Origin of the sequence: Gilliamella sp. wkB171, assembly GCF_001693755.1 — a bacterium.
In the GTDB taxonomy this organism is placed as follows: domain Bacteria; phylum Pseudomonadota; class Gammaproteobacteria; order Enterobacterales; family Orbaceae; genus Gilliamella; species Gilliamella apicola_F.
Genome location: NZ_LYST01000003.1, coordinates 1 through 9,085, shown reverse-complemented (window position 1 = coordinate 9,085; position 9,085 = coordinate 1). Strand labels below are relative to the sequence as shown.

At 33.0% G+C, this 9,085-nt stretch carries 6 protein-coding genes and 1 tRNA gene; 2 read left to right on the top strand and 5 right to left on the bottom strand.

Going from position 1 to position 9,085, the window contains the following annotated elements:
* Nucleotides 1-126: 126 nt before the first annotated feature.
* Nucleotides 127-203 (top strand) — tRNA-Arg (locus A9G03_RS00200).
* A 587-nt stretch (nt 204-790) separates the two neighbouring features.
* Complete coding sequence (locus tag A9G03_RS00195) at nt 791-1,528, top strand: GntR family transcriptional regulator (protein WP_065635024.1); 738 nt, start codon at nt 791-793, stop codon at nt 1,526-1,528.
* A 165-nt stretch (nt 1,529-1,693) separates the two neighbouring features.
* On the opposite strand, the gene A9G03_RS00190 is transcribed toward A9G03_RS00195, so the two are convergent.
* The 5 genes from A9G03_RS00190 to A9G03_RS00170 form a co-directional block, all read right to left on the bottom strand.
* Nucleotides 1,694-2,671, bottom strand: coding sequence for a PfkB family carbohydrate kinase (locus A9G03_RS00190; RefSeq protein ID WP_065798078.1), 978 nt, complete (start codon nt 2,669-2,671; stop codon nt 1,694-1,696).
* The gene (locus tag A9G03_RS00185; RefSeq protein ID WP_065635022.1) at nt 2,649-3,683 is read right to left on the bottom strand and encodes an ADP-ribosylglycohydrolase family protein; all 1,035 of its coding nucleotides are present in this window, start codon (nt 3,681-3,683) and stop codon (nt 2,649-2,651) included. The genes A9G03_RS00190 and A9G03_RS00185 overlap by 23 nt, the downstream gene beginning before the upstream one ends.
* Before the next feature lie 70 nt (nt 3,684-3,753).
* Nucleotides 3,754-5,004, bottom strand: coding sequence for a nucleoside permease (locus A9G03_RS00180; protein WP_065798077.1), 1,251 nt, complete (start codon nt 5,002-5,004; stop codon nt 3,754-3,756).
* A 683-nt stretch (nt 5,005-5,687) separates the two neighbouring features.
* On the bottom strand, nt 5,688-7,991 hold the full coding sequence (locus A9G03_RS00175; RefSeq protein WP_065798076.1) for a TonB-dependent receptor domain-containing protein: 2,304 nt from the start codon (nt 7,989-7,991) through the stop codon (nt 5,688-5,690).
* A gap of 106 nt (nt 7,992-8,097) precedes the next feature.
* Entirely contained in the window at nt 8,098-8,949 is an 852-nt protein-coding gene (locus tag A9G03_RS00170) for a heme/hemin ABC transporter substrate-binding protein (protein WP_065633656.1), read from the bottom strand.
* Between the last annotated feature and the right edge of the window lie 136 nt (nt 8,950-9,085).

The window sequence follows — 9,085 nt, the reverse complement described above, 5'->3', positions numbered from 1 at the left end:
TAACGTTCAAGAAATGGAAGAATTGATGATATTTTGTCAACCTAACTAGATAAAGCATTAAAAATCATTGACGGATCAAAATAGCTTTATATAATGTTCAGCGTCTTTTCTACAAAACATATCATTGTCTCCTTAGCTCAGCTGGATAGAGCAACGGCCTTCTAAGCCGTAGGTCACAGGTTCGAATCCTGTAGGGGACGCCATAAGAATTCTTGATAATAAATAGTTGTCCCGTACTAGTTTAAAGTTGGTTTTCTGTGATCTATACTTTGAATAAAGCGTTATTGCATCTAATTAGAATCTAAGTAAATAGTTTTGTTTTTTTACCAATTCTAGTGCATTAAGTAAATCTTGATTTCGCAAAGTAAAAAATATTTTTAAGTTTGATGGAACAACTCGATTATATACGCCTCAAATTTTTAAAATAGAAATTTTTAATATTGTTAATTTCATAAATGGTATTGATTCACAACGTATTTTAATTATTTTGAGTTAACTAACAAAAGCATTTAGCTATTTATAAATTCTTTATTTTTTGTTCACTCTAGTGCATTAAAATTTTGCTATATCATTATTAATTATAATTAATTTACTTGAAAATAACTTAATAAAGCACCTTAAGTAAATCATTATCATCCAACTAATGGTAAAGCTAGATTTTATTTATTTCATAGATAGTTATTGATACCTTGATTTTTAAACACATTTTATGTTTAGTTAATAATGATAAATGATCGGAAAGAATACCAAATAGTCTTAATAAAAGCGTATCATTAGTAATGAGGAAATAATGAGCAATAATTTAATCTCCAATTTAAATCGACTATTAGATAAAAGTATTAAATTACCCTTATATCAACAAATTGTTGAAATAATTGTTAAGTTAATTACTTCAGGAACATTGAAGAAAGGTGATTTTTTACCTAGTGAAAGGGAGTTTACTCAACAACTCAATATTTCGAGAATAACTATACGTAAAGCTTTAGAAATATTAGAAAATGACGGATTTATTATTCGTGCACGAGGCTATGGTACCTATGTTAATGGTTCCTTCGAATATTCACTTAAAAGTCTAAAAGGTTTTTCCGAACAAATTCAAATATTAGGTCAAAAACCAAATACAATTTGGGTTAATAAACAATTAAGTAATGTCAGTCCAGAAATAGCAAGATATCTTGGTGTTGACTTAAATGAAGATGTTTTTATTTTAAAACGTATTCGATATATTGATGACTATCCTGTATCGATTGAACAATCCTATGTTCCTAAAGCACTTATTGATAATATAGATGATATACAAACTTCTTTATATACCTTTTTCCAGACACATAATATTATTCCTATGCATGTTAAAAACTGGGTATGTGCTAGTGCGCCCAATGAAGAGTTTATGCAAGTGATGTCAGTGGAAAAGTCGGAACCTGTTTTGATTATCAAACAGCAGGTTTTTGATGAAAATTACATTCCTATTGAATATAGTATTTGTCACTGCCGAAGTGATTTATATGTCTTTACAACTGAAGAGTAAGCATATTGGATGAGTAAAATTTAACTGTGCTTATCCTATTATCGAGTAAAAATTAGATTATAGTCTAATTAGCCATTAAAAAGGGGGAATAAGTCCCCCGATTGTCTTTTTGCGATTGTTATGTCTAGTAACGAATGAATAAAAAATTTGTTTAAAACGGTTAAGTTATTCTTGTTTTATATGTTTAATAAGTTGTTGTCTGGTTGGTGAACAGTCCGCACCTTTTTGGCCAACAGTGTAAGATGCAACTGCATTGCCTAACGTAACTGCATCGGATAAAGACCAACCAGCTGATAAAGCCGCAAGAACGCCTCCTGCATGATTATCTCCTGCGCCAATTGTATCGATTACTGTGACTGGAAATATATCCACCCATTTTTGTTCACCTTTTTGATAAACGTAGGCACCTTCACAATCTAATCGAATAATGATCGGTGTATGATGCTGAGTAAACCAATTATGGGCAAAGTTTTGTACAGCATCTTTAAAATTGCTGGATTGACTATCAAGACCAAGAAATTCAGCCTCTTGTCGATTGACCGATATAATGGGTTTTAAAGCGAATACCCGATTAAAAATTTCGGAATTTAACGTTGCTATTCTTGGGCCAAAATCAATAAAAAGGTCAAAAGGTTGAGAGAGAGATTCTAACCAATCGAGAATTTCAGATCCTGTTTTACTCGATAATTGGTAGCCACATAAATAAATTATTGCGTTTTTTTCTATATGAAGATTAGCAAGTAATTGTTTATTCCAAGTACTTTCAATACCTTCAATAGTAAAAAAAGTTCTTTCACCTGTGGGGTCAACCAGAGCCAAACACCAGCCATTATCTTCTTCAAGATGAGTAAACTCAGATACAATCTGATGATGTTGCATTAATTGGCTAATTTGTGTTGCCCAAATACCTGTTCCAATAGGTAGGGCATTATACGATTGCATACCTAATTGTTTTAACATTAATGCAATATTAAAGGCACATCCACCGATATGTTTTTCTTGCTGTGATAACAAAACTTCACCACCTGAACTGGGAATAAAAGGGGTTTGCATCACTAAGTCAATAACGGCAGCGCCAATAAGACAAATTTGCCGTTTAGTTGTTAAACATTCAATTTGCCTAATGAGCTGTTGGTTGACCATTAGCTGACTCCTTTATCCGTCTTAAACGATAAAACTCTTTGCTATAGTGTGTAAAATCTAAGTGATTAGCTTCATTAAGTTGTTTTATCCATAATGGATTGATACACTCAACTCCATTTAGTGCACCACAAATTGCGGTCGCCATTGCACCAATAGTATCTGTATCACCACCAAGGTTTGCACAAAGTATGGCTGATTGATTAGGATCGGTTTTTGCAATTTCAACTATTGCTAATGCAGCGGGTACAGCTTCAAGCGTACTGGTGCCTGCTCCTACAATATTATAAATATCGGACAACTTAGACTTAACGCCTCCTGGTTTTTCAGCCAGATCCAGTGCTAACTCAATTCGTTTTGATATTGAAGGACTAAATGTGGTTATTTTTCGTGTTTGAGCAATATCAGCAATCGTTGCTAAACCTAATTTAATTTGTTGCCAACTATAATTGTCTATTGCTTTAGAAATTGCCCAGGCAATGGTGACCGCACCAGCAATGGCTATATCTGACTTATGTGTTGGGCTTGAAGCAAGCGTAATTTGTTCGATGAAATCATCTAAATTATCAGCCGGCAACAAACAACCTAATGGCGATACACGCATCGCTGCACCGTTCGTTGTTCCATTATTTTCTAATGAATCAATTGATTTGCCTTGCGAAATTAGATTAAGTGCAATTTTTGAAGTAGGTCCTAAGACATTTTTGTTAAATGCATCGAAATTTTGTGCCCATTTCATTATATTATTGGCAATAGTGTTTGGCTCAATTTGGCCATTACACTCAATAATGGCATCAGCAAGCGCGAGTGCCATTGAAGTATCGTCAGTAAATTGAGCTTGATTGAAATAACAGGCTGCATTATTTTCTTTCGGACCCGGTAAAAAAGTATCTATCCATCCAAAATAGGACTGTACTTTTGTTCTAGGCCACAGTTCAGATGGCATTCCCATAGCATCGCCAATGGCTTGTCCATAAAACGTACCTAATATTTTATTTTCCTTAGAGATAGACATAATATCCTCTATTTAATTCTGTAAATTACTCGCAAAGTGATTAATTATCAGCATAAATTCGAGATCAATGTTATTGCAATTGATCAACTTTAATTGGTTCGATTTCACGTTTTTCTCTGAAAAATAGTAGGAATATTACTGCAATGATCACAATCATTACTGCACCAAAGCCCCACATGCCAGCCCAGTTATAAGTTACACCATTTTCAGGCGTTTCATATTTGAAAAAGTATTCCATCATTGTTCCACCTAAGTTATAACCAACTAAATTCCCTAAACCTAAGCAGAAAAGTGAAAATAATCCCTGAGCAGAGGCTCGAACGTGTGCAGGGGCTTTTTTATCAACATAGACATAACCGGTAACAAAATAAAAATCATAACTAACGCCATGTAGTAAAATCCCAATAAATAACAAACTATAAATAAATAGATTGTCCACACCGCCATAGACAAACAAGCCATAACGTATGCCTGCTGTTATTAATCCGAGCATTAATACATTTTTTATACCATATCGTTTGATAAAGAGTGGCAGACAAAGCATAAATAGAATTTCAGAAACTTGGCCAAGGGATAGCCATCCAGTTGCATTTGTCATGCCTATTTCAGTAAGGTAACCATTTGAAAAAGTGTAATAAAAAGCAAGTGGAATACAGAACAAAAATGAACATAGCGTAAATGTTCTAAATTCTCTATCTTTTAATAAAATAATAGCATCTAAGCCTAAAATTACTCTTAAGCTGATTTTGCCAGTACTTTTTGGTGGCGTATTAGGTAACATAAATGCAAATATTCCTAATACTACAGAGCTTATAGCTGTGATGATAAGTGGAATATTACTTTTCGAAATATCACCAAAACCTAGCAAGGTTGGTAGAAAACCACATACTACGCCAGATGCTATCCAGCCAATTGTGCCTAATACTCGAATACGTGGAAAATAACGTTCTGCATCACTGACATTTGATAAAGCTATGGTATTGGTTAAAGCCACCGTTGGCATATAAGTTAAAGCATATAAAAATAATATAGGGAAAAATAGGTTGAAAGTTGTTTGTTGTGCTGCAAGGTACATTAAAAGAGCACCGAGTATGCATAAAACTGCTAATACTTTTTGTGCTGCAAAATAACGATCTGTAATAGAACCAATAATGATTGGAGAAATTACTGCTGCCATTGCAGTCGTTGCATAACACAGACTAATTTGCGCAGCAGAAAAACCATGATAACTCAAAAACTGCCACAAAGGCACAAACCACGCGCCCCAAATAAACCACTCAAGAAACATCATAGAAGAAAGCTTTATATTATTCATATTCATATAAATGAACTCCACTTGTATGTTACAATTATCTATAGGTTATATAAAGGTATTGCATCGCGACAATATTAACACAGGAATTCAAAGTTAGTAAGAATTGTTTATTTTTTTAGCAAAATAAATTTAAATGCTTTATTAACAATATAAGAATATTTGGATAATCTTTCTAAATATTAATTAGTTATATCGTTTTTTATTTTTTAAAATAAAATTTCTTGTTATCGATACTATTGGATGGAATATGAGTAATGCTTACTTAATTGAGTAATTTATAGGCATTTTTAGCTAACTTTTAGCAAGGATTAAATGTTTATATAACCTTTATAACCAATCATTTTAACTGCAATCAAATCGTTTCATAATGACTCTTTACTCAAACCTTTGTAAGTTAATTCGCTTATTATTTTGTTGTTACTTCGCCTTTATAATAATAAAAAGTTTATCTTCTATGTGTAAAATCTGTTGTGTGATTTATTTTTTAGCACATAGAATAAAAATCTACATAATTGTTTATAAATTGACCAGTTATAGGCTTTTTAGAGCCATTAACAATTTTTATCGACATTTGTAAATCATGTATTTTCAGTTTTTATACATTTGCATTGTGGATAATTTTAAATGTATTACTGTAAAATTAAACAAAGTCAGGTTCGACCTGACTTTGATAGTAAATATTGTTGCGATTAAAAATCAATATCTAAACCTAATTGGAAAGTTCTCCCTGGTGCTGTAAACATATCAAGATATTTATGATCAGAGGTACTATATAGCTTATTATTACTTAAGTAATCCCAATATTTTTGATTGGTAAGATTATAAATACCGCCGCTTAATTTAACATTCTTGCTTATGTTAACATAACCCGTAAGATCGATAATGCCGTGACCAGGTACTCTAAAATACTCGTCTATTGAGTCAGTGATTGGTTTACCATCATTTCCATACGATTCACGATTAGTCGATTCCGCTTTTTTCCCTTTTTGTAGCGTTGTTGTAATGGCAACCCCATAAAATTTATTTGGATCATCCCAAGCTAAACCAATTACACTTTTTAATGGTGCAATAGAGTCCATTTCGACATTTTTATCGCCTAAATAATTGGATTTTGATTTACCTTGGTTATAACCGATTGCAAATCTAGCACTTAGACCATTAACCGCATTAGACCAAGTACCAAAATTAAATTCACTACTTAGTTCAGCACCATAAATATAAGCTTTATCGCGGTTTTCGGCTTGGTATACGATACGATTACCCGTGCCAACAAAATCTTTTTTATAACGAGTATAAGCTATAAAATTTTTATAGCGATTATAGAAAACGGCTGATGATAACGTTATTCCTGAAACAGGATGTCCTTTTAAACCTAATTCAAAGTTATTACTTGTTTCGGTTTTTAGGTTAGAGTCACCAACCAAAACATACATCTTACTATGAGCTAAATAAGAACCGTATAATTGATTTTGATTCGGCATTTGCGCACTACGTTTATATTGTAAGTAGGCAGTAAAATCAGGATTAATATCGTACATCAATGCAAGTGACGGTAAAATTTGGAAATCGCTATTATCACTGTATTGTTTGCTCAAATTAGATGAGTTGATACCAGTCACAGACATATTATCCAAATTACGCGGCTTAGTATTTTGGTATATAGCCCTAACACCCGGAACCAAATAGTAGTTATTTGTTTCGTTATAGTTAAAGCTAATACGGTCTTCAACAAATCCACCTATTTGATAAGAACGGCTATCGGCTTGAGGTTTAGTATAGTCACCATCAGGAAAGATTTTACTATTTTCAGATTTTGCAGAGGTATAAAACGGTGATTCGTCTTCACCCCACTTAGCATTTAAACCAGCACTAATTTTCTGATTTTCGTAACTTTTTAATAACGTTGTAATAAAGTTATAAGTCTTAGTGTTGTAGTTGGTTTGAGTATTAAAGTTGCCTTTGGTTTTGTGGCGTAGATCAGTATCATCATAAACATTAGTACGTTGATAACTTAATTGAGTCGTTAATATATCGATCCAGCTAAGGTCGGTTGGGCGCCACTGATCTTTGATAGATAAATTGAAGCGATTATTTTTACTTCTTTGATGATCGAAAGATTCTATCTTTTTACCGTACCTGTCCCATGTATCATAATGGGAATTTTTGGTTTTACTGTTAAAGTCGATGGTTGTATTTAATAAATGCTCATCGGTCATTTGCCAGCCAAAACCGGCTAAAATGGAATTGGAGTGCCAATTTTCAGGATAACTGCTAATAGAATCCCCATGATTTCTTGTTTGTTGCCCATCACGACGACTCAAAACTAATATACCATTAAGATAATCATCACCACCCGCCATGGTTAGCCCTTGATGATAACTATGATCTGCTGAATCGTAGTTATTTTGGAAACCAAAATAACTTGTTTTACCTGGGTATAAGTAGTAACTTGCTGTTTTGGTTTGGAATGAAACTGATCCCCCCAAAGCATTATTAGGATTGCCAACCGAGGTTGCACCAGATTGAATATCGACCTTATTGTACATATAAGTATCAATATAATCACGCCCGATACCATAAGAACCAAAACCAGCTCGGCCTACTGAATTTACGCGTCCTTGTGCAATGGGTAAAGGCATTCCATCAATATCAATTGATACGCGGTTTGCATCTAAACCGCGGATGTTATAACCGGTAAATCCACCTCTATCCCAACTACTTTTACCACTTCCTGAACCAGAAATAGTGCCTGAAGCCGAAATCAGGGGTTGATAACGCATAATGGTACCAAAATTTGTTCCGCCATCACGTCTAATATCTTGTTCAGAAATTTCAGTATTTGTGCCGGGTTTTTTGAATGCTTCATGAGCGGTGACAGTCATTGTGTCATTAATTTTATCGTCATCATGTTTTTCAGCGGCGATACTTGGGACTGCAAAAGTCAGCCCCAAAGCCAGCGTGCTGGTTTTTTTTAAATTTGTAAAATTGAACATTGTAATCCTTTTAGACTTAGTACATTAAATAAAATGATTCACTTCAATTGCTTCTAATTTATGGTCAAAACATTATTAATAATTTATATAAAAATCAGTATGAACTTCATTTTGGATAAAAGCTTTGGTATAAAATTTTTGTAATCTCATCAACTCTGGGTCCTATCCCAAAAAGATATTGATCATCAATAACAGTAATACGGTGGTTTTTGTAAGCATCTGTTTCTGTAATACCCGGAATAGTATTGATTTTGTCTAAACCGCCTAACTGTTCAATAGAGTGAGTATTAAATACAATAACCTGAGGATTCATAACAATTAGCGATTCAGGGGTATAACTTTTATAACTTGTATGTGTGGCTAAATTTTCACCACCAGCAATAGTGATTAACGCATCCGCTGTCGTATTTTTACCCGCAACTGAATTGGTTCCCGCCATGCTCATTAAGAAAAGCACTTTTGTTTTTTCATGATGATTAGAAATATCTTTTTGGATTTGTGAAAGATTGGTTTTAATTCTATTGATTAATTGCTGTCCTTGAGTTTTTTTATTTAATTTATCAGCGATTTTATCAATATTTTCATATAGTAAATCAACAGTACCAGGTATTCGGTTTAACGCCAATACACTTACCTTAGCATTGGCAACTTGAGCAAAAATATTATCAGGTTCAATATCTTTAAATGCGATAAAAAGAGAGGGATGTAATGATAAAATTCCTTCAATATTTAATAATTTCCAATAACCAATTTGAGGTAGATTTTTTACTGATTCAGGGTAGGTACTTGTTTTATCAATTCCAACAACTTGCTCACCAGCACCTAGGGCATAAACAATTTCAGTTAAGCTTGCCCCTGCAATAACGATTCTTTCATTAGCAAAGCTATGATTTATCAAACTATTGAAAACAAAGATGAATAGTAACGCACTTATTTTTGTCATAATTTTTTTTAACATTTAACACTCCCTGTGTCTCAGTATTGAGGGTAGTAATATAGTGAAAATGATAACTATTATCAATATTATCCTATAAATTATTTTATCGTTTTTATTAGTCATCATATTTTTTTATTAAAAAAATTAGATAAATATC